This is a genomic window from Kitasatospora sp. NPDC001547 (assembly GCF_042894165.1).
Taxonomy (GTDB): Bacteria; Actinomycetota; Actinomycetes; order Streptomycetales; family Streptomycetaceae; genus Kitasatospora.
In genome coordinates this window covers 444,080-463,663 of the sequence record NZ_JBIAVL010000005.1, presented here as the reverse complement: position 1 = coordinate 463,663, position 19,584 = coordinate 444,080, and the positions used below count along the sequence as shown (strand labels likewise).

Genomic DNA, 19,584 nt, shown 5'->3' with positions numbered 1-19,584 from the left:
GCCCACCGACCCCCGGCGGTCCTACTTGTCGATGTCGCCGACCACGAAGAACATCGACCCCAGGATCGCCACCATGTCCGCGACCAGCGTCCCCGGCAGCAGCTCGGTCAGCGCCTGGATGTTGTTGAAGGACGCCGACCGCAGCTTGAGCCGCCACGGCGTCTTGTCGCCCCGCGAGACCAGGTAGTAGCCGTTGATCCCGAGCGGGTTCTCGGTCCACGCGTAGGTGCTGCCCTCCGGCGCCTTGAGCACCTTGGGCAGCCGCTGGTTGACCGGGCCGGGCGGCAGCGCGGCGAGCTTGTCGAGGCAGGCGTCGGCGAGGTCGAGCGAGTTGAGGGTCTGCTCCAGCAGGCACTCGAAGCGGGCCAGGCAGTCGCCCTCCTCGCGGGTGACCACGGTGAGCACCTGCCGCAGTTCCTCGGAGCCGTACGCCAGGTACGGCTCGTCGCGGCGCAGGTCGAGGTCGAGGCCGCTGGCCCGGGCGATCGGCCCGCTGACGCCGTACGCCTCGGCCTGCGCCCGGGTGAGGACGCCGACGCCGGCGGTGCGGGCGCGGAAGATCTCGTTGCCGAGGACGAGGTCCTCGAAGACCGGCAGCTGCGAGCGCACGGTGGCGACGGCGGTGCGGACCCGGCCGAGCCAGCCGGCCGGCAGGTCCTCCTTGAGGCCGCCGACCCGGTTGAACATGTAGTGCATCCGCCCGCCGGAGGCCTCCTCCAGCACGTGCTGGAGGTCCTCGCGGCCGTTGAAGGCGTGGAAGACGGGGGTGATCCCACCGAGTTCCAGCGGGTACGAGCCGAGGAACATCAGGTGGTTGAGCACCCGGTTGAGCTCGGCGAGCAGGGTGCGGACCCACACCGCCCGCTCCGGGACCTCCATGCCGAGCATCCGCTCGACGCCCATGACGACGCCGAGTTCGTTGGAGAAGGCGGAGAGCCAGTCGTGCCGGTTGGCCAGCATGATGATCTGCCGGTAGTCACGGGCCTCGAACAGCTTCTCGGCGCCCCGGTGCATGTAGCCGATCACCGGCTCGGCGCTCACGATGCGCTCGCCGTCGAGCAGCATGCGCAGCCGCAGCACGCCGTGCGTGGCCGGGTGCTGCGGGCCGATGTTGAGCACCATGTCGGTGGTGCCCGCCGTGCCCGTGAAGTTCTCGGCGCCCGCCCCGATGCCGACCGTGGTCTCCCTCATGAGGTCAGAGTCTGCCATCCCGGCAGGTCCGCCAAACTCCTCGGTCCCGACATCCGGACGGCCTGCACCAGCCACCCGAACCCGCCCAGCCCGCCCGGGTCGGTCAGCTCGGCCGCCTCCCCCGCGCCGCTCAGCGCCCGCAGGTAGCCGGCCGGGTCGCTGGACGCCAGCGCGAGCGCCGGGCGCTCGCCGCTCACGCCGAGCGCCCGCAGCGCCTCCCGCTGCGTCGTCCACAGGCTGTGGAGACCGGGAGCGGCGATCGAGTCCAGCGCGACGTGCGCGGTGACGTCGCAGGAGCCGTCCGGCACCGGGGCGACCTCCCGGCCGTCCCGGAAGCCGGCGTGGGTGCCGAACGGCGGCCGCCGGTCCGCCGTGTGCCCGTAGTCGACGGCGACGGCCAGACCGCGCTCCAGCCCGGCCACGGCCCGCGCCCAGGCGGCGTCCCGGGGGCCGCCGAACTCCACCACCTCGCCGGGCTCCGCGACCGGCCACCAGCGCTCGGCCCAGGCCGCGTCGGCCGCCGAGACCGGCTCGCCGAGGCGCTGCTCGCCGGTGGCGGTGTCCACCTCGAGGTAGCGCAGCACCCCGTCCCCGTCCACCTCGCCGGCGTCCAGCGGCACGTTGTCCAGCCACTCGTTGGCGAACAGCAGCCCGGTGACGCCGCGCGGCGGCTCGTCCGTCCACAGGGCTGTGGACGGCAGGCCGTGCGGCCGCCCGGCGATCTCCACGCCGTACGGCCGCAGCCGTGCCAGCACCTCCGCGGGCAGCTCGGCGAGGACCCCGGTGAGCAGTTCGCCCCGCCCGGCCCCGACGTCGACCAGGGCCAGCTCCTCCGGACGACCGAGGGCCGCGTCAACCTCCAGCAGCAGCCGTGCCACCGCACGGGCGAACCTCGGCGAGGCGTGCACGGAGGTGCGGAAGTGCCCGGCGGGGCCCTCCGGCCTGCGGTAGAAACCCCGCTCGGGGTCGTACAGGGCCTGTTCCATGGCGGGCGCCCACCGCATCCAAGTCATGGGGCCGGACGCTACCCGGCGCCCGGTGGCCCCACCCAATCGGATCAGGTGCTCTCCGACCTACGGAGTAGGACGGATCGCCCTACCGGCGGACCTGGGCATGCGAAGCGACTGCCTACGCTGGACACGTGCATCGACTCAACGCCTGGCTCCGCCGTCACCCCATGGTGGTCGACGCCGCCTGGGCGTCGATCGTGCTGTTCTTCGGCCTGCTGCCGAACGACGGCTACGTCGACGAGGGCTGGCGCTTCGACGCCTCGATCCTGGTCGCGGTGCTGCTGCCGCTGCTGATGGTCTTCCGGCGGCGCCAACCCGATCTCACGGTGGCCGCCGCCACCTGCATCGGCGTCGGCCAGGTGGTCGCGAACGTGCCGCCGGGCGGCTCCTCGATCGCCTACCTGGTCTTCGCCTACACCGGCGCCGCCTTCGGCCAGAAGTGGACCTCCCGGCTGGCCCTGGCGGCCGGCCTGTCCGCCGGGCCGCTGGTGTTCTGGCAGATGAAGCCGGTGAAGACGGTCTTCGACAGGGCCGGCGACGCGCACAGCCGCCCGTACACCTTCGGCGAGGCGGCGCTGATCACGCTGCTGATGAGCACGCCGTTCATCCTCTGCTGGGCCTGGGGCCGGCTGACCAGGGTGCGCCGCGCCTACCTCACCGAGCTGGAGGACCGCGCCGCCCGTCTGGAGCGCGAGCGGGACGCCCAGTCCAAGGTGGCGGTCGCCGCCGAGCGGGCCCGGATCGCCCGCGAGCTGCACGACGTGGTCGCGCACAACGTCTCGGTGATGATCGTCCAGGCCGACGGCGCCGCGTACGTCCTGGACAACTCCCCGCAGCAGGCGAAGGAGGCGCTGAGCACGATCGCCTCCACCGGCCGCCAGGCGCTGGTCGAGATGCGCCGCCTGCTGGGCGTGCTGCGCACCTCCGACACCACCGCCGAGGAGTACGTGCCGCAGCCGGGCGTCGAGGAGCTGCCGGAGCTGCTGGAGCAGGTCCGCACGGCCGGGCTCGACGTGGACTACGCCACCTCCGGGCACCCGCGCGAGCTGCCGCGCGGCGTCGAGCTGACCGTCTACCGGATCGTCCAGGAGGCGCTCACCAACGTCCGCAAGCACGGCGGCCCCGACGTGCACGCCCGGGTCGCGGTCGACTTCGGCGAACGCGAGCTGGCCGTCCTGGTGGAGGACGACGGGCGCGGCAGCACCGACGAGCAGTTGGCCGCCGGCGGCACGGACGGCCTCGGCCACGGCCTGATCGGCATGCGCGAACGCGTCGGCATGGTCAGCGGCAGCCTCGACGTGGGCCCCCGCCCCGGTGGCGGCTTCCGGATCCGCGCCGTCCTGCCGCTCAAGGCGGCCCACTAGCCCCGTCCGCCGTCCACCCCCTCCAAGGAGTCCCACCTTGACCATCCGCGTGATGCTCGTCGACGACCAGGAACTGCTGCGCACCGGCTTCCGGATGATCCTCCAGTCGCAGGGCGACATCGAGATCGCCGCCGAGGCGGGCGACGGCGCGCGAGCCCTGGAGCTGCTGCGGCACACCGAGGTGGACGTGATCCTGATGGACGTCCGGATGCCGCGGCTGGACGGCGTGCAGGCGACCCGCCGGATCTGCCTCGCCGAGGACGGCAGCCCGCTGCCGAACGCCCCGCACGTGCTCATCCTCACCACCTTCGACCTGGACGAGTACGCCTTCGCCGCGCTCAAGGCCGGCGCCAGCGGCTTCCTGCTCAAGGACGTCCCGCCGACCGAGCTGGTGGCCGCGATCCGCGCGGTGCACGGCGGCGACGCGGTGGTCGCCCCGACCACCACCCGCCGGATGATCGACCGCTTCGCCGAGGTGCTGCCCACCCCGCACAGCGCGCCGGGCTCGGACGCCCTGGGCCCGCTGACCGAGCGCGAGCGGGAGGTGTTCCTGCTGGTCGCCCAGGGGCTGTCGAACGGCGAGATCGCGGCCCGGCTGGTGCTCTCCGAGGCCACCGTGAAGACCCACGTCGGCCGGATCCTGGCCAAGCTGGGACTGCGCGACCGGGTCCAGGCCGTGGTGCTGGCGTACGAGGCCGGGCTGATCCGGGCCGGGGCCACCGACTGATCCGGGCCCGGGCCACCGACTGATCCGCTTCGGTGTTCGGTCTCCCCCGTAGACTGGGGCGGTACGTCCGGTACCCGTCGAGCGGACTGGAACGGTCATTCAGGACAAGGCAGGACAAGGGTGGACGTGAATCCGTCCGACTTCGCCGACTTCGGCGAGTTCGCCCCGCTCGCCGACGGTCTCGGCGGCCAGGCCTTCGGCGATCCCGGAGACCCGGGCAACCGCCCGGCCCGGCTCGCCGTCGGCGTGGTCGGCACCGGCCGGGTCGGCCCCGCGCTGGGCGCCGCGCTCCAGCTCGCCGGGCACACCGTGGTCGCCGCGTCCGGGGTGTCCGCCACCTCCCGCCGCCGCGCCGAGGCGCTGCTGCCGGGCGTGCGGATCGTCACCCCGCCGCAGGTGCTGGCCGCCGCCGACCTGGTGCTGCTGACCGTGCCGGACGACGCGCTGGCCGACCTGGTGGCCGGGCTGGCCGCCACCGGCGCGGTCCGCCCCGGCCAGCTGGTGGTGCACACCTCCGGCGCGCACGGCGTCGCCGTCCTGGAGCCCGCCACCCGGGCGGGGGCGCTGCCGCTGGCCCTGCACCCGGCGATGACCTTCACCGGCACCTCGGTGGACCTGGCCCGGCTGGCCGGCTGCCCGTTCGGCGTGACCTCGCCCGAGGAGCTGCGGCCGGTCGCCGAGGCGCTGGTGGTGGAGATGGGCGGCGAGCCCGAGTGGGTGCCCGAGGACGTCCGCCCGCTCTACCACACCGCCCTCGCGCACGGCGCGAACCACCTGGTCACCCTGGTCGCGCAGGCGATGGACCTGCTGCGCACGGCCGGCGTCGCCGAGCCCGGCCGGATGCTCGGCCCGCTGCTGGGCGCCGCCCTGGACAACAGCCTGCGCTCCGGCGACGCCGCCCTCACCGGCCCGGTCGCCCGGGGCGACGCGGGCACCGTACGGCGCCACCTGGCGCAGCTCAGTACGGTGTCCCCGGACATCCCGGCGGCGTACCGGGCGATGGCCCGCGCCACCGCGCAGCGGGCGCTCGCCAACGGAGCGATCGACGAAACGTCGGCGGCGGCGCTGCTGGACGTACTGAACGAGGAGAAGCACTGATGGCACGCGGCAAGCAGCCGAACAAGGCCCAGCGGACGCCGAAGGTCCACCGGGCCGTCGTCACCCGCACCGTGGACGACTTCGAGGCCGCTTTCTGGCCGGACGAGCGGCCGGTGGACAACGCCGTCGTGATGACCATGGGCGCGCTGCACGAGGGCCACGCCGCGCTGATCCGGGCCGCCCGCAAGCAGGTCGGCCGGGAGGGCCGGGTCGCGGTGACGGTCTTCGTCAACCCGCTCCAGTTCGGCCCGGCCGAGGACCTGGAGCGCTACCCGCGCACCCTCGACGAGGACGTGCGGCTGGCCGAGGAGAACGGCGCCGACGTGGTCTTCGCGCCGTCCGTCGACGAGGTCTACCCGAACGGCGAGCCGCAGGTGCGCATGGTGGCCGGCCCGATGGGCGAGCGCTTCGAGGGCGCCACCCGCCCCGGCCACTTCGACGGCGTGCTGACCGTGGTCGCCAAGCTGCTGCACATCACCGACCCGGACTTCGCCTTCTTCGGCGAGAAGGACGCCCAGCAGCTGGCGGTCATCCGGCGGATGGTCGCCGACCTGGACTTCGACGTGGAGATCGTCGGCGTGCCGACCGTCCGCGAGGAGGACGGCCTGGCGCTGTCCTCGCGCAACCGCTACCTCTCGGCGCAGGAGCGCGCCCGGGCGCTCGTCCTGTCCAAGGCCCTGTTCGCCGGCCGGGACGCCGCCGCGCAGGGCCCGAAGGCCGTCCGCGAGGCCGCCTCGGCCGTCCTGGACGGCGCCGAGGGCGTCACCCTGGACTACCTCGCCCTGGTCGACCCGCACGACTTCTCGGAGGCGGCGGACGACTTCCAGGGCGAGGCGGTGCTGGCCGTCGCCGCGAAGGTGGGCGAGACCCGCCTGATCGACAACGTCCACCTCATCTGCCGCTAGCGCCCGTCTCCCGGATCCTCGCCGGATCCGGGAGACGGGCCCCGGGCGGATGACCGTCAGGCACGGAAACGTTCGGTAGTACCGACAGCAGGAACCCCCTTCCGGCATGCACTCACAGGAGGCGTGACCCGCAATGCTCCGCACCATGCTCAAGTCCAAGATCCACCGGGCCACCGTGACCCAGGCCGACCTGCACTACGTGGGATCCGTCACGGTGGACGAGGACCTGCTCGACGCCGCCGACCTGCTCCCCGGCGAACTGGTCCACATCGTCGACATCAACAACGGCGCCCGGCTGGAGACCTACACCATCGCCGGCCCGCGCGGCTCCGGCGTGATCGGCATCAACGGCGCCGCCGCCCGCCTGGTCCACCCCGGCGACCTGGTCATCCTCATCGCCTACGGGCAGATGGACACGGCCGAGGCCAAGGGCTACCAGCCGAAGGTCGTCTTCGTGGACGGGCACAACCGGATCACCGGCCTGGGCGGGGACCCGGCCGAGGCGCAGGAGGGCACCGGACTGCTGCGCGGGGACGCGGCGTACGGTGGCGGCAACGGCGCGGCCGACGCCGCCTCGCGCTGAAGGAGCCACTGACCCATGTCCACGCACCGCCTCACCGCCCCGGCCCCCGGCTGGACCGCGACCACCGACGTGGTCGTGGTCGGCTCCGGGGTGGCCGGCCTCACCGTCGCGCTCAACGTCCGCAAGGCCGGCCTGCGGGCCATGGTGGTCACCAAGGCGATGCTGGACGACGGCTCCACCCGCTGGGCCCAGGGCGGCGTCGCGGCCGCGCTGGGCGAGGGGGACACCCCCGGGCAGCACCTGGACGACACCCTGGTGGCCGGCGCCGGGCTCTGTGACGAGGAGGCCGTGCGCACCCTGGTCACCGAGGGCCCGGACGCCGTCCGCCGGCTGATCGCCACCGGCGCCGCCTTCGACCGCGGCGCGGACGGCGAGATCCTGCTGACCCGCGAGGGCGGCCACCACCGCAACCGGATCGTGCACGCCGGCGGGGACGCCACCGGCGCCGAGATATCCCGCGCGCTGGTCGCCGCCGTCCGCCACGACCCCGAGATCGAGCTGATCGAGCACGCGCTGGTCCTCGACCTGCTGACCGACGCCGAGGGCCACGCGGCCGGCCTCACCCTGCACGTGATGGGCGAGGGCCAGCGCGACGGCGTCGGCGCCGTCCGGGCCCGCGCGGTAGTGCTCGCCACCGGCGGCATGGGCCAGGTCTTCTCGGCCACCACCAACCCGGCGGTCTCCACCGGCGACGGCGTGGCGCTCGCGCTGCGGGCCGGCGCCGAGGTGACCGACCTGGAGTTCGTCCAGTTCCACCCGACCGTGCTCTGGCTCGGCCCGGAGGCCGAGGGCCAGCTGCCGCTGGTCTCCGAGGCCGTGCGCGGCGAGGGCGCCCACCTGGTGGACGCGGACGGCGTCCGGTTCATGGTCGGGCAGCACGAGCTGGCCGAACTGGCCCCGCGCGACATCGTCGCCAAGGCGATCACCCGGCGGATGCTGGAGCAGGGCGCCGAGCACATGTACCTGGACGGGCGGCACTTCGGCGCCGAGATGTGGGCGCACCGCTTCCCGACCATCCTGGCCTCCTGCCGCGCGCACGGCATCGACCCGGTCACCGAGCCGATCCCGGTCGCCCCGGCCGCGCACTACGCCTCCGGCGGCGTGCGCACCGACCCCCGCGGCCGCACCTCCGTGCCCGGTCTGTACGCCTGCGGCGAGGTCGCCTGCACCGGGGTGCACGGCGCCAACCGGCTGGCCTCGAACTCCCTGTTGGAGGGCCTGGTCTTCGCCGAGCGGATCGCCGCCGACCTGGCCGGACGGCACCTGGCCGGCGAGCTGCCCGAGCGCACCGTGGACGTCGAGGCCGCCCGGGCCGCGCACCCCGTCCCGCTGCCGGCCTCCGAGGCGCGCGCCGAGATCCAGCGGCTGATGTCGCGCGGCGCCGGCGTGCTGCGCTCGGCCGACTCGATGGCCGACACCGCGGCCGGGCTCGGCCTGGTCGCCGAGCAGGCGTACGCGCACGTGGCCGAGGAGAAGCCGGCCGACCCCCGGGTGGAGACCTGGGAGGCCGCCAACCTGCTGCTGGTCGCCACCGCCCTGGTCGCGGCCGCCGCGCAGCGCGCGGAGACCCGCGGCTGCCACTGGCGCGAGGACTTCCCCGAGCGCGACGACGCCCACTGGCGGCGCCACCTGATCACCACCCTCGCCGCCACCGGCGGCCCGGTCAGCACCCCTGAGGAGCAGTAGAACCATGACCCACTCCCACGAGGAACTCCCGATGGCCGGCGGCTGCGGCGACGGCTGCGCCTGCGGGGACGGCGAGGGCTACGAGACCGGCCTGGACCCGCAGCTGGCCGAGCTGCTGGAGCGCTCCGGGCTGGACCCGGTCGAGGTCGAGGACATCGCCACCCTGGCGCTGGCCGAGGACCTGGCCGGCGGCGAGGACGTCACCTCGGTGGCGACCGTACCCGCCGAGGCCGTCGCGACCGCCGACTTCACCGCCCGCCAGGCCGGCGTGGTGGCCGGCCTGCGGGTCGCCGAGGCGGTCGTCTCGCTGGTCTGCGAGGAGGAGTTCGAGGTCGAGCGGCACGTCGAGGACGGCGACCAGGTGGAGGCCGGCCAGGTGCTGCTCTCGGTCCGCTCCCGCACCCGCGACCTGCTGACCGCCGAGCGCAGCGCGCTCAACCTGCTCTGCCACCTGTCCGGCATCGCCACCGCGACCCGTGCCTGGGCGGACGCCCTGGAGGGCACCGGCGCGGTCGTGCGGGACACCCGCAAGACCACCCCGGGCCTGCGCGCGCTGGAGAAGTTCGCGGTGCGCTGCGGCGGCGGCGCCAACCACCGGATGGCGCTCTCGGACGCCGCGCTGGTGAAGGACAACCACGTGGTCGCGGCCGGCGGCGTGGCCGAGGCCTTCCGGGCCGTCCGGGCCGCGTACCCGGAGCTGCCGGTCGAGGTCGAGGTGGACACCCTGGAGCAGATCCCGCCGGTGCTGGAGGCCGGGGCGGACCTGATCCTGCTGGACAACTTCACCGTCGGGCAGCTGAAGGAGGCCGTCTCGCTGGTGGCCGGCCGGGCGAAGCTGGAGGCCTCCGGCGGACTGACCCTGGCCAGCGCGCGCGAGGTCGCCCAGACTGGTGTCGACTACCTGGCCGTGGGCGCGCTCACCCACTCCTCGCCGATCCTGGACATCGGCCTGGACCTGCGCGCCTGACCGTCAGAGCGAGAACAGACCTGTCCCGACTCGCAGAAAGCGTCCCCGTGCTCCTCACCATCGACGTCGGCAACACCCAGACCACGCTCGGCCTGTTCGACGGCGAGGACGTGGTGGAACACTGGCGGATCTCCACCGATCCGCGCCGCACGGCCGATGAACTGGCGGTGCTCCTGCAAGGGTTGATGGGCAACCACACCGCGGTCCGGGAGGCCGCGGTGGAGGGCCTGGCGATCTGTTCGTCCGTCCCCGCCGTGCTCCACGAGCTCCGCGAGGTGACCCGCCGCTACTACGGCGACGTCCCCGCGGTGATCGTGGAGCCCGGCGTGAAGACCGGGGTGCACGTCCTGATGGACAACCCCAAGGAGGTCGGCGCGGACCGGATCGTCAACGCGCTGGCCGCCAACCACCTGTACGGCGGCCCGTGCATCGTGGTCGACTTCGGCACCGCGACCACCTTCGACGCGGTCAACGCGCGCGGCGACTACGTCGGCGGCGCGATCGCGCCGGGCATCGAGATCTCGGTCGAGGCGCTCGGCGTCCGCGGCGCCCAGCTGCGCAAGATCGAGCTGGCCCGCCCGCGCAACGTGATCGGCAAGAACACCGTCGAGGGGATGCAGTCCGGCATCCTCTACGGCTTCGCCGGCCAGGTCGACGGCCTGGTCGAGCGGATGGCCCGGGAGCTCGCCAAGGACCCGGACGACGTCCAGGTGATCGCCACCGGCGGCCTCGCCACCCTCGTCCTCGGCGAGGCCACCACCATCGACGTGCACGAGCCCTGGCTGACCCTGATCGGCCTGCGCCTGGTGTACGAGCGCAACCGCCCCACGGCCTGAGCGGCGCTCAGTTGCCGGGCGGCGGAGTCGCCGGCGGGGTGGCCGGCGGGGTGGCCGGCGGGGTGGCCGGACCGGACGGCACCGGCGTCGCCACGGCCGGCAGGGTCGTCAGGTCGGGCGGCACCGGCGGCGGAACGGTGACCGTGGCCGTTCCCGGCAGCTGGGCCGGCTTGCCCGCGTTCCGGTCCGGAACGGCCGCCACGACCTTCTTCCAGCGCGGGTCCTTCACCACCGCGGTCAGCTGGTCCGGCGTCAGCGGCGGGTCGGTCCGGGTGACCGGCGAGCCGTTCTCCAGCGGCTTGCGGTTCCACTCCTGGAGCAGGATCTGGTAGCCGCTCCCGGTCAGCTTGGCGGACCACGTCTTCGAGCCGGCCGGCTCGTCGCCGCGCGTCCCGGCCTGGTATACGCGCACGTGCTCGCCGCCCGGGAGGTCGGCCTCGGTGCAGGCGTCACCCGGGACCGTCGTGGCGGGGCAGTCTGCGTCGCCGACCATGAGCGTGACCGAGAACAGGTACTGGACCGCGCCGTTCCCGTCGTCCAGCACCAGCCGCAGCTGCGGGATGTCGCTCTCGGTGCCCCTGGCCTCGCCCACCGTCACCGCCCCCTGCGGCAGGAGTTCGGTGAGCATCCGCAGGAACTCCGGCCCGGTGACCGGGGGGGCGGACGCGGTCGACGCCCCGTCCGAGGCCGCGCCGGCCACCGCCGCACCCTGCCCGGGCAGCAGGCCGCCGAGCGCGGCTCCGCCCACCCCGATCAGGGCCAGTGCGGCGGCGCCCGCCACGGTGCCGGCCCGCCGCCTGCGGCGCAGCCGGCGGCCGTACGCCCAGCCGGTGTCGACCAGCCGGGTGGCGTCGGCGTCGTAGGCCCCGCCGGCCCGGCCGATGGCCTCGGTGAAGGCCTGCTCGAACCGCTCGTCGGGCCCGTCGTGCTCTGCGGACATGCTGGACCAACCTCTCTACCAAATGAGTTGACGTGATCAGTGCGGTGGACCCGCCGAGCGCGCGACGGCCGGCTCAGCGCCCGGCCAGCTCGTCGAGGCTGCCGCCGAGCACCGCGCGGATCCGGCCGAGCGCGCGGAAGGACTGGGTCCGGACGGCGCCCGGGGTGCTCTGCAGGATCGCGGCGGTCTCCTCGACGCTGCGGTCCTCCCAGTAGCGCAGCACCAGCACCGCCCGGTCGCGCGGCGCGAGCCGGCCGAGCGCGTCCACCAGGGTCAGCCGCAGCTCCGGGTCGCCCTGCGGGGCCGCGCCGTCCGGCACCGCGTCGACCGGCCGCTCACCGCTGGAGCGGCGGCCGCGGTGCGAGAGGAAGGCCCGCACCAGCACGGTGTGGGCGTACCCGGCCGGGTTGTCGATCCGCCGCTTGGCCCCGAACCAGGCGGTGCGGTGCCACTGGGCGTAGATCCGCCCGAGCGCCTCCTGCACCAGGTCCTCGGCGAGGTGGGTGTCCCCGCCGGTGAGCAGGCAGGCCGACCGGTAGAGCGGTCTGGCCCGGGCGGCCGCGAAGGCCTGGAAGTCCTCGTCCCGGCGCCCGCCCCGGGCCGCCTTCCCCTGACCGTCCGGTTGCATCCTGCCCGGCCCCCTCGCTCGTTCTCCCCTGACACCTGGATGACCAGGTGCACCCCGGGCGGCGTTACAGGTGGTGGCGAAAGGCTTCTTCACCGCGCCGAACGGGGGTCGTTCGGCGCGACGTTACCGACAAATCGGATATTCCTCACGTAGTGTCAATCCATGCCTACGCCACACGGATCGCGCGGCGGCATGGCCTTCAGCGCCGACGAAGTCCGCGTGCTGCGCCGAGCCCTCGCCCAAGCCCTGCACCCCGCCGTTCCCGTCCACCTCCAGAAGCCCGACCGCCCGGTCTTCGCCTGGCCCGGCGCCGAGCTCTGGGCGGAGGACGTCCAGGACGCCCTGCGCCTGACCGAGGCGATCGACGAGGCGGTCCAGGAGGGCGGCCGGCTGCGCGCCTTCCTGCTCGCCGACCTCGGACGCTACCGCTCCGCCCTGCCCGGCAGCGCCCCCGGCTACCTGGAGCGGCTGGAGGAGGCGGTGTCCGACGGGTACCTGCCCGGGCCGGAGGACCTCACCGCGCTGCGCGGGCTGTCCCGCCAGCCCTGCGGCCAGGGCGAGCGGGCCCGCCGCTCCCGACTGGCCGGGCGCTGCCACGCACTGGCCGAGGCCGCCGTCCGCGAACGGCTCGCCCTCCACACCGGCCCCCGCCACCTGGTGGCCGTACCGAGCCCCGCCGCACCGCCGCACAGTCACCCCATCCCCGTAGGAGGACGGACCATCATGAGCAGCACCGAGTCCCGCCCGGAGCAGCCCGCCGCCGCGACGACCCCGCCCCGTCCGCACCGAATGCCCACCCCCGCCGAGCTCTTCGGCCGCCGCCCCAAGCCCCCCACCCGTCCCGCCCCGCCCGCCGACCAGGCCCCCGAGGACATCGAGGACGTCGAACTGGCCACCGGCACCGGCTGAGCCGGACGACACGCTCCGGAGGGGGGGACCGCCGTCGCGGTCCCCCCTCCGCCGCGCCCCGGTCCAGGTGCCGACAGTGCCGCGTTCCGGCCGGCCGCCGTCGATCACGGCAGGGACTCGGCCGCCCCCAGGCCCGCCGCGCCGGCTGACCCGGGCCCGTCCGGTCCGCGGGGCAGGCCGCCGTCACGGCCTCCCCCGCGGCAATCCCGGCGCGGAGCACCGTGTGTGGCTGGCTACCCTTGTGGGGTGAGCGATCAGAGCCTTTTTCCCGCGACCGACGACCTTCCCGAGCAGATGCGCGTCCGGCGCGAGAAGCTGGACCGGCTCCGGGCGGCCGGCGTCGACCCGTACCCGGTCGGATTCCCCCGCACCACCACCATCGCGGACCTCCGCGCCAAGCACCCCGACCTGGAGCCGGACACCGCGACCGGCGAGCGGGCCGGCGTCACCGGCCGCGTGATCCTCTCCCGCACCGGCGGCAAGCTCTGCTTCGCCACCCTGCGCGACGGCACCGGCGACCTCCAGGTGATGTTCTCCCTGGACAAGCTGGGCGCCGAGCGGCTGGCGGCCTGGAAGGCCGACATCGACCTCGGCGACCAGGTCGGCGTCGAGGGCGAGGTGATCACCTCCAAGCGCGGCGAGCTGTCCGTGATGGTGGACCGCTGGGAGCTCACCGCCAAGTGCCTGCGCCCGCTGCCGGACAAGCACAAGGGCCTGACCGACCCGGAGGCACGGGTCCGCCAGCGCTACCTGGACCTGATCGTCAACCCCGAGGCCCGGGAGATCCTGCACCTGCGCAGCAAGGTCGTCCGCTCGATCCGCCGCACCTACGAGGACCGCGGCTACATCGAGGTCGAGACCCCGATGCTCCAGCCGGTGCACGGCGGCGCCAACGCGCGTCCGTTCAAGACGCACATCAACGCGTACGACATCGACCTCTACATGCGCATCGCCCCCGAGCTGTACCTCAAGCGGCTGGTGGTCGGCGGCGCCGAGAAGGTCTTCGAGATCAACCGCAACTTCCGCAACGAGGGCGCGGACTCCACCCACAACCCGGAGTTCACCTCGCTGGAGTCGTACGAGGCGTACGGCGACTACGACACCCAGGCCGAGCTGATCCGCGAGACGATCGTCAACGCGGCCCGGGACGCGCTGGGCACCACCGTGATCAAGGGCGTGGACGCGCACGGCGTCGAGCACGAGATCGACCTGGCCGAGCCGTGGGAGGAGGTCTCCGTCTACCCTGGCATCTCGGCCCGCCTGGGCGTCGAGGTCACCCCGGAGACGGGCGTCGAGGAGCTGCGCAAGCTGGCCGCCGAGCACGGCATCCCGTTCGAGAAGGAGTGGGGCCACGGCCAGATCGTGCTGGAGATGGTCGAGCGCCTGCTGGAGGAGAACGCCGTCCGGCCGACCTTCATCAAGGACTACCCGACCGAGGTCTCCCCGCTGACCCGCCAGCACCGCTCGCGGCCCGGTGTGGCCGAGAAGTGGGACCTGGTGATCTTCGGGACCGAGATCGGCACCGCCTACTCCGAGCTGGTCGACCCGGTCGAGCAGCGCGCCCGCCTCACCGCCCAGTCGCTGCTGGCGGCCGGCGGCGACGTCGAGGCGATGCAGGTGGACGAGGACTTCCTGCGCGCCCTGGAGTACGCGATGCCCCCGACCGGCGGCCTCGGCCTCGGCGTGGACCGCCTGATCATGCTGCTGACCGGCAAGAACATCCGGGAGACGGTGCTCTTCCCGCTGGTGAAGCCGGAGCCGAAGGCTTCCGCCGCGACGGCGGAGAAGACCGAGGAGGAGTGACCTGATGGACTACGTCAGCGCGATCGTGCCGCCGCTGGTCATGGCGATCGGCTTCGGCTTCCTGGTGCGGGCCATCGTCCGCAGCCAGGGCGGGGCCCAGCGGGCCAAGGAAGACGTCGACTGACGCCGTCAGCCGTCCCGAACGACCGGCGCGCCGCCATTCCCGATTCCCGGGGGTGGCGGCGCGCCGGTTTGGCGCACTTCACAAGATTTGCCCCATTCACTCCCTATCCTGGCCGCACTATGGTCCGGCAACTCGGCGAACTTGAGAACGCCATCATGACCCGGGTGTGGCAGTGGAACCGACCGGTCACCGTTCGCGAGGTTCTCCTGGATCTGCGGTCGGAACGCGAAATCGCGTACACCACGGTGATGACCGTCCTGGACAAGCTCCACAGAAAGGGCTGGCTGCGCCGCGAGCGGGTCGGCCGGGCCTATCGATATGAACCGGTCTCCTCGCGCGAGGCGTACACGGCGGCCCTGATGAACGACGCCTGGGCCACCAGTGACAATCCGGCGGCGGCCCTGGTGCACTTCTTCGGCCTGATGTCGCCCGAGCAACGCGAAGCGCTCCGGGACGCCTTGCGGGTGGCCGCGCTGTTCCCGTCCGATCCGCCCGGCGCGGATTCCCCGGACGACGGACCGGATACCGGTGGGACGGAACCGGGAGCGGCGCGATAACGTCCCGACCATGGAGGTCACCATCCGCCGGGCGCGGACCACGGACGTGCGGGCAGTGCGCGGGCTCATCGACGCCTACGCGCGCGACGGCATTCTGCTGGACAAGCCCACAGTCACACTGTTCGAATCCGTCCAGGAGTTCTGGGTCGCGGAACGCGACGACGACGGCGCGGTCGTGGCCTGCGGCGCACTGCACGTGATGTGGGAGGACCTCGCCGAGGTCCGCACGCTCGCGGTGGATCCGGCCGTCCGCGGCTTCGGGATCGGGCACCTGCTGCTGGAGAAGCTGGTGCAGACGGCGCGCTGGCTGGGCGTCCGTCGGATTTTCTGCTTGACGTTCGAGGTCGCGTTCTTCGCGAAACACGGTTTCGTCGAGATCGGGGAGCTCCAGGAAACCGATGATGGTACGACAGACCCGGCGGCGATCGCTACGGATGTCTATGAAGAACTCCTCCGCTCGTACGATGAAGGCGTCGCCGAGTTCCTCGACCTGGAGCGGGTGAAGCCCAACACACTGGGCAACTCGCGCATGCTGCTGCACCTCTGAGGCGCTCCGCCCGGGTCAAGGGTTTGTGTTTTCCGGAGAAAGGCGCTTTCCTTTCCTCAGGCAATGGGTCGTTTAGCGGAAAGGGAAGCCCGTGGCACAGAGGGTGCAGGTCATTCTTGAAGACGATCTCGACGGCGGTTCGGCGGACGAGACGGTGACGTTCGCCCTCGACGGCGTTGCCTACGAGATCGACCTGAAGAGCGCCAACGCGGACAAGCTCCGCGGCCTGCTGGCGCCGTACGTGGAGAAGGGCCGCAAGCAGAGCGGCCGGCTCGCCGGCACCCGTCGTCCGGGCCGCGGCGGTGCGGCGCGTCCGGCCGGCGGCGGTGCGCCCGACACGGCCAAGATCCGCGCGTGGGCCAAGGAGCAGGGCCTGGAGGTCAACGACCGCGGCCGCGTTCCGAGCAACGTCCGCGAGGCCTACGAGAAGGCCAACGCGTCCTGATCCCGGCGCCGTCGGCCCGCCGGTGCGGGCGCGGGGCCCCGGCGGCCGGAGACGGCGCCGCCAGTACACGCACGGGGCGCGGAGGAGTCTCCTCCGCGCCCCGCGGCGCGTGCCCGCGGGGCCGTGCCGCCGCGGGCACCGGGGCCGGGCGGGGCACCGGCCCGGGCACCCGGTCGGGCACCGGTCCGGGCACCGGCCCGGGCGGCGGAACAATCGCGGGCTGTGCAACGCTGTAAGGGCGAAGCGGTAAGCGGACACCACCGGGGCACGCACCCGGGCCCCGGCCGCCGTTGAACCGCCGTCGCCACGGCCCGACTTCTCGCCAGGCGAACACCGCCACCGCGGAAACTGCGCGAGAACCGCCCCGATACCGGGTATGAATGCAGGTGGACGGGTTCTTCGGCCCGTCCAGGGGCAGTATGCGCGACCGGCCGGAGTGTTCCGGCCCGCGCCTCCGGCGGCACGTGTTCGCCGATGGCGTAGCGGAATCCGGTGCATCCGGCCCACCTGTGGGAACACCGTTTCCCAGCATCAGGTTGGGATTGGTGTCGGCTGGTCGCGCAGCATCTCGCTCCTCTACCGGGGAGTGAATCCGTGGGCCGCGCCGCTGAGCGGGACTAGCATGCGGAAGGACAGGGCGGGGACGGACCCCGAACTGCCCGACCGCTCTGAGGAGCGATAAACGATGTTCGAGAGGTTCACCGACCGCGCGCGGCGGGTTGTCGTCCTGGCTCAGGAAGAAGCCCGGATGCTCAACCACAACTACATCGGCACCGAGCACATCCTCCTGGGTCTGATCCACGAGGGCGAGGGCGTCGCCGCCAAGGCCCTGGAGAGCCTCGGGATTTCTCTTGAGGCCGTTCGCCAGCAGGTCGAGGAGATCATCGGCCAGGGCCAGCAGGCCCCGTCCGGCCACATTCCCTTCACCCCCCGGGCGAAGAAGGTCCTGGAGCTGTCGCTCCGGGAGGCCCTGCAGCTCGGCCACAACTACATCGGCACCGAGCACATCCTGCTCGGCCTGATCCGCGAGGGCGAGGGCGTCGCCGCCCAGGTCCTGGTGAAGCTGGGCGCCGACCTCAACCGGGTGCGCCAGCAGGTCATCCAGCTGCTCTCCGGCTACCAGACCGGCGGCAGCAAGGAGTCGGCCACGGCCGGCGGGCCCGCCGAGGGCACCCCGTCGACCTCGCTGGTCCTGGACCAGTTCGGCCGCAACCTCACCCAGGCCGCCCGCGAGGCCAAGCTCGACCCGGTCATCGGGCGCGAGAAGGAGATCGAGCGGGTCATGCAGGTGCTGTCCCGCCGCACCAAGAACAACCCGGTGCTGATCGGTGAGCCCGGCGTCGGCAAGACCGCCGTGGTCGAGGGCCTGGCCCAGGCGATCGTCAAGGGCGAGGTCCCGGAGACGCTCAAGGACAAGCAGCTCTACACGCTGGACCTGGGCGCCCTGGTGGCCGGCTCGCGCTACCGCGGTGACTTCGAGGAGCGCCTGAAGAAGGTGCTCAAGGAGATCCGCACCCGCGGCGACATCATCCTGTTCATCGACGAGCTGCACACCCTGGTCGGCGCGGGCGCCGCCGAGGGCGCCATCGACGCCGCCAGCATCCTCAAGCCGATGCTGGCCCGCGGCGAGCTGCAGACCATCGGTGCCACCACCCTGGACGAGTACCGCAAGCACCTGGAGAAGGACGCCGCGCTGGAGCGCCGCTTCCAGCCGATCCAGGTCGCCGAGCCGTCGCTGCCGCACACCATCGAGATCCTCAAGGGTCTGCGCGACCGCTACGAGGCCCACCACCGGGTCTCCATCACGGACTCCGCCCTGGTCGCCGCCGCCACCCTGGCCGACCGGTACATCTCGGACCGCTTCCTGCCGGACAAGGCGATCGACCTGATCGACGAGGCCGGCTCCCGGATGCGCATCCGCCGGATGACCGCGCCGCCGGACCTGCGCGAGTTCGACGAGAAGATCGCCGACGTGCGCCGCGAGAAGGAGAGCGCGATCGACGCGCAGGACTTCGAGAAGGCCGCGTCCCTGCGCGACGACGAGAAGCAGCTCCTGCAGGCCAAGGCCAAGCGCGAGAAGGAGTGGAAGGCCGGCGACATGGACGTCGTCGCGGAGGTCAACGAGGAGCTCATCGCCGAGGTCCTGGCCACCGCCACCGGCATCCCGGTCTTCAAGCTGACCGAGGAGGAGACCTCCCGCCTGCTGCGCATGGAGGACGAGCTGCACAAGCGCGTCATCGGCCAGAAGGACGCCATCAAGGCGCTCTCCCAGGCCATCCGGCGCACCCGTGCGGGCCTCAAGGACCCGAAGCGCCCCGGCGGTTCGTTCATCTTCGCCGGCCCGTCCGGCGTCGGTAAGACCGAGCTGTCCAAGACGCTGGCGGAGTTCCTGTTCGGCGACGAGGACGCGCTGATCGCGCTCGACATGTCCGAGTTCTCCGAGAAGCACACCGTCTCCCGGCTGTTCGGCTCCCCGCCCGGCTACGTCGGCTACGAGGAGGGCGGCCAGCTGACCGAGAAGGTCCGCCGCAAGCCGTTCTCGGTCGTCCTCTTCGACGAGGTCGAGAAGGCCCACCCGGACATCTTCAACTCGCTGCTGCAGATCCTGGAGGACGGTCGCCTGACCGACTCCCAGGGCCGCGTGGTCGACTTCAAGAACACCGTCATCATCATGACGACCAACCTCGGCACCCGGGACATCTCGAAGGGCTTCAACCTCGGCTTCGCGGCCACGGGTGACACCCAGACCGGGTACGAGCGGATGAAGGCGAAGGTCGGCGAGGAGCTCAAGCAGCACTTCCGCCCCGAGTTCCTGAACCGCGTCGACGACATCGTGGTGTTCCACCAGCTGTCCGAGGACGACATCATCCAGATCGTCGACCTCATGATCGCCAAGGTGGACGAGCGGCTCAAGGACAAGGACATGGGCCTGGAGCTCAGCGTCGAGGCCAAGAAGCTGCTGGCCAAGCGCGGCTACGACCCGATCCTGGGTGCCCGTCCGCTGCGCCGCACCATCCAGCGCGAGATCGAGGACCACCTCTCCGAGAAGATCCTCTTCGGTGAGCTGCGGGCCGGCCACATCGTCGTCGTCGACGTCGAGGGCGAGGGCAAGGACGCCAAGTTCACCTTCCGCGGCGAGGAGAAGTCGGCCGTCGCGGACACCCCGGCCGCGGTCGCCTCGTCCGGTCCCGACCTGACGAAGTAACCCAACTTTTAACAGACAACTTCACAGCCACCGAGCCCCCGGCGTTCACGCCGGGGGCT

At 72.8% G+C, this 19,584-nt stretch carries 18 protein-coding genes; 14 read left to right on the top strand and 4 right to left on the bottom strand.

Features of this window, described 5'->3' with window-relative positions:
• Positions 1-21 precede the first annotated feature (21 nt).
• A complete protein-coding gene (locus tag ACFY0X_RS12965) occupies positions 22-1,191 on the bottom strand; it encodes an NADH-quinone oxidoreductase subunit D (protein ID WP_387752923.1) in 1,170 nt (389 codons plus the stop codon).
• Complete coding sequence (locus tag ACFY0X_RS12960; RefSeq protein ID WP_387752921.1) at positions 1,188-2,204, bottom strand: SAM-dependent methyltransferase; 1,017 nt, start codon at positions 2,202-2,204, stop codon at positions 1,188-1,190. Before ACFY0X_RS12960 ends, ACFY0X_RS12965 begins: the two co-directional genes overlap by 4 nt.
• 164 nt (positions 2,205-2,368) lie before the next feature.
• Here ACFY0X_RS12960 and ACFY0X_RS12955 point away from each other — a divergent pair, with 164 nt between their 5' ends.
• The 8 genes from ACFY0X_RS12955 (at position 2,369) to ACFY0X_RS12920 (ending at position 10,367) form a co-directional block, all read left to right on the top strand.
• Positions 2,369-3,565: a sensor histidine kinase gene (locus ACFY0X_RS12955; protein WP_387753195.1), complete on the top strand. Its 1,197-nt coding sequence runs from the start codon at positions 2,369-2,371 to the stop codon at positions 3,563-3,565.
• A gap of 37 nt (positions 3,566-3,602) precedes the next feature.
• Positions 3,603-4,292 (top strand): response regulator, encoded by a 690-nt coding sequence (locus ACFY0X_RS12950; protein WP_387752919.1) that lies wholly within the window; start codon positions 3,603-3,605, stop codon positions 4,290-4,292.
• A gap of 126 nt (positions 4,293-4,418) precedes the next feature.
• Entirely contained in the window at positions 4,419-5,390 is a 972-nt protein-coding gene (locus ACFY0X_RS12945) for a Rossmann-like and DUF2520 domain-containing protein (RefSeq protein WP_387752916.1), read from the top strand.
• Positions 5,390-6,295, top strand: coding sequence for a pantoate--beta-alanine ligase (gene panC / locus ACFY0X_RS12940; protein WP_387752913.1), 906 nt, complete (start codon positions 5,390-5,392; stop codon positions 6,293-6,295). Before ACFY0X_RS12945 ends, panC begins: the two co-directional genes overlap by 1 nt.
• A gap of 133 nt (positions 6,296-6,428) precedes the next feature.
• Entirely contained in the window at positions 6,429-6,878 is a 450-nt protein-coding gene (gene panD, locus ACFY0X_RS12935; protein WP_387752910.1) for an aspartate 1-decarboxylase, read from the top strand.
• Positions 6,879-6,893: 15 nt separating this feature from the next.
• Positions 6,894-8,564, top strand: coding sequence for an L-aspartate oxidase (locus ACFY0X_RS12930; protein WP_387752907.1), 1,671 nt, complete (start codon positions 6,894-6,896; stop codon positions 8,562-8,564).
• A 4-nt stretch (positions 8,565-8,568) separates the two neighbouring features.
• Positions 8,569-9,531 (top strand): carboxylating nicotinate-nucleotide diphosphorylase, encoded by a 963-nt coding sequence (gene nadC / locus ACFY0X_RS12925; RefSeq protein WP_387752905.1) that lies wholly within the window; start codon positions 8,569-8,571, stop codon positions 9,529-9,531.
• 47 nt (positions 9,532-9,578) lie between these two features.
• Positions 9,579-10,367 (top strand): type III pantothenate kinase, encoded by a 789-nt coding sequence (locus tag ACFY0X_RS12920; protein ID WP_387752904.1) that lies wholly within the window; start codon positions 9,579-9,581, stop codon positions 10,365-10,367.
• 7 nt (positions 10,368-10,374) lie between these two features.
• Here the strand turns inward: ACFY0X_RS12920 and ACFY0X_RS12915 are convergent, their stop codons facing one another.
• Positions 10,375-11,307, bottom strand: coding sequence for a hypothetical protein (locus ACFY0X_RS12915; protein ID WP_387752901.1), 933 nt, complete (start codon positions 11,305-11,307; stop codon positions 10,375-10,377).
• A 73-nt stretch (positions 11,308-11,380) separates the two neighbouring features.
• Positions 11,381-11,935 carry a SigE family RNA polymerase sigma factor gene (locus tag ACFY0X_RS12910; protein ID WP_387752898.1) on the bottom strand — a complete coding sequence of 185 codons (555 nt, stop codon included), beginning with the start codon at positions 11,933-11,935 and terminating at the stop codon, positions 11,381-11,383.
• Positions 11,936-12,097: 162 nt separating this feature from the next.
• Here ACFY0X_RS12910 and ACFY0X_RS12905 point away from each other — a divergent pair, with 162 nt between their 5' ends.
• From ACFY0X_RS12905 to ACFY0X_RS12880, 6 genes are all read left to right on the top strand, one after another.
• Positions 12,098-12,844: a hypothetical protein gene (locus ACFY0X_RS12905; RefSeq protein WP_387752896.1), complete on the top strand. Its 747-nt coding sequence runs from the start codon at positions 12,098-12,100 to the stop codon at positions 12,842-12,844.
• Positions 12,845-13,090: 246 nt separating this feature from the next.
• Positions 13,091-14,647, top strand: a complete 1,557-nt coding sequence (lysX, locus tag ACFY0X_RS12900) for a bifunctional lysylphosphatidylglycerol synthetase/lysine--tRNA ligase LysX (protein WP_387752893.1) — start codon at positions 13,091-13,093, stop codon at positions 14,645-14,647.
• Between the two features lie 243 nt (positions 14,648-14,890).
• Complete coding sequence (locus ACFY0X_RS12895; RefSeq protein WP_387752890.1) at positions 14,891-15,328, top strand: BlaI/MecI/CopY family transcriptional regulator; 438 nt, start codon at positions 14,891-14,893, stop codon at positions 15,326-15,328.
• Between the two features lie 10 nt (positions 15,329-15,338).
• On the top strand, positions 15,339-15,875 hold the full coding sequence (locus tag ACFY0X_RS12890; RefSeq protein ID WP_387752887.1) for an amino-acid N-acetyltransferase: 537 nt from the start codon (positions 15,339-15,341) through the stop codon (positions 15,873-15,875).
• A 91-nt stretch (positions 15,876-15,966) separates the two neighbouring features.
• Positions 15,967-16,320: an Lsr2 family protein gene (locus tag ACFY0X_RS12885; RefSeq protein WP_387752884.1), complete on the top strand. Its 354-nt coding sequence runs from the start codon at positions 15,967-15,969 to the stop codon at positions 16,318-16,320.
• A gap of 685 nt (positions 16,321-17,005) precedes the next feature.
• Entirely contained in the window at positions 17,006-19,525 is a 2,520-nt protein-coding gene (locus ACFY0X_RS12880) for an ATP-dependent Clp protease ATP-binding subunit (RefSeq protein WP_387752881.1), read from the top strand.
• The last annotated feature ends 59 nt before the right edge of the window (positions 19,526-19,584 follow it).